Origin of the sequence: Stenotrophomonas maltophilia group sp. RNC7, from assembly GCF_030910085.1 — a bacterium.
Lineage (GTDB): Bacteria > Pseudomonadota > Gammaproteobacteria > Xanthomonadales > Xanthomonadaceae > Stenotrophomonas > Stenotrophomonas sepilia.
The window spans coordinates 1-417 of sequence record NZ_JAVFVN010000355.1 but is presented as its reverse complement, the minus strand read 5'-3'; the positions used below and the strand labels follow the sequence as shown (position 1 = coordinate 417).

1 pseudogene is annotated in these 417 nt (G+C 57.8%); it reads right to left on the bottom strand.

The window, feature by feature from the left end:
* Window positions 1-417 (bottom strand): annotated as a pseudogene (locus tag RCF13_RS05920) (hypothetical protein); the annotation flags it as partial.

The window sequence follows — 417 nt, the reverse complement described above, 5'->3', positions numbered from 1 at the left end:
GGCAGGTTTGCCGGGGTGTAGAGCTTCGTGTACAGCACATCCGTACCGATCCCCAGGGCGTTGATATAGGCCGCTACAGCCGCTTTGATCTGGTCTGCATAGGGCGTCGAATAGCCTTGCAACGCCTGAATGTTCACGACTACCTTGATAGGCACCACCGTGGGGCGGAAAAACCTGATCGTGTTCGGTACGCCGTATTGGTCATAAACCGTGACTGCGGTTGTCCCGTAGGTGTAAGTTCCAGACGTCTTGTGCACAGCGATAGCCTGGGCGATATCCGCGCTACTCCCGCCTTCAGCCACGATCGCGATAGAGTGCGCCGGTAGGCCATCGGCTGAGGTTGAGTTCGTATCGTTCTCGTAGCCCTTGAACCGGGTGACCCCGCTAACGTTCCCAACGGTGCCGATGGTTCCATCC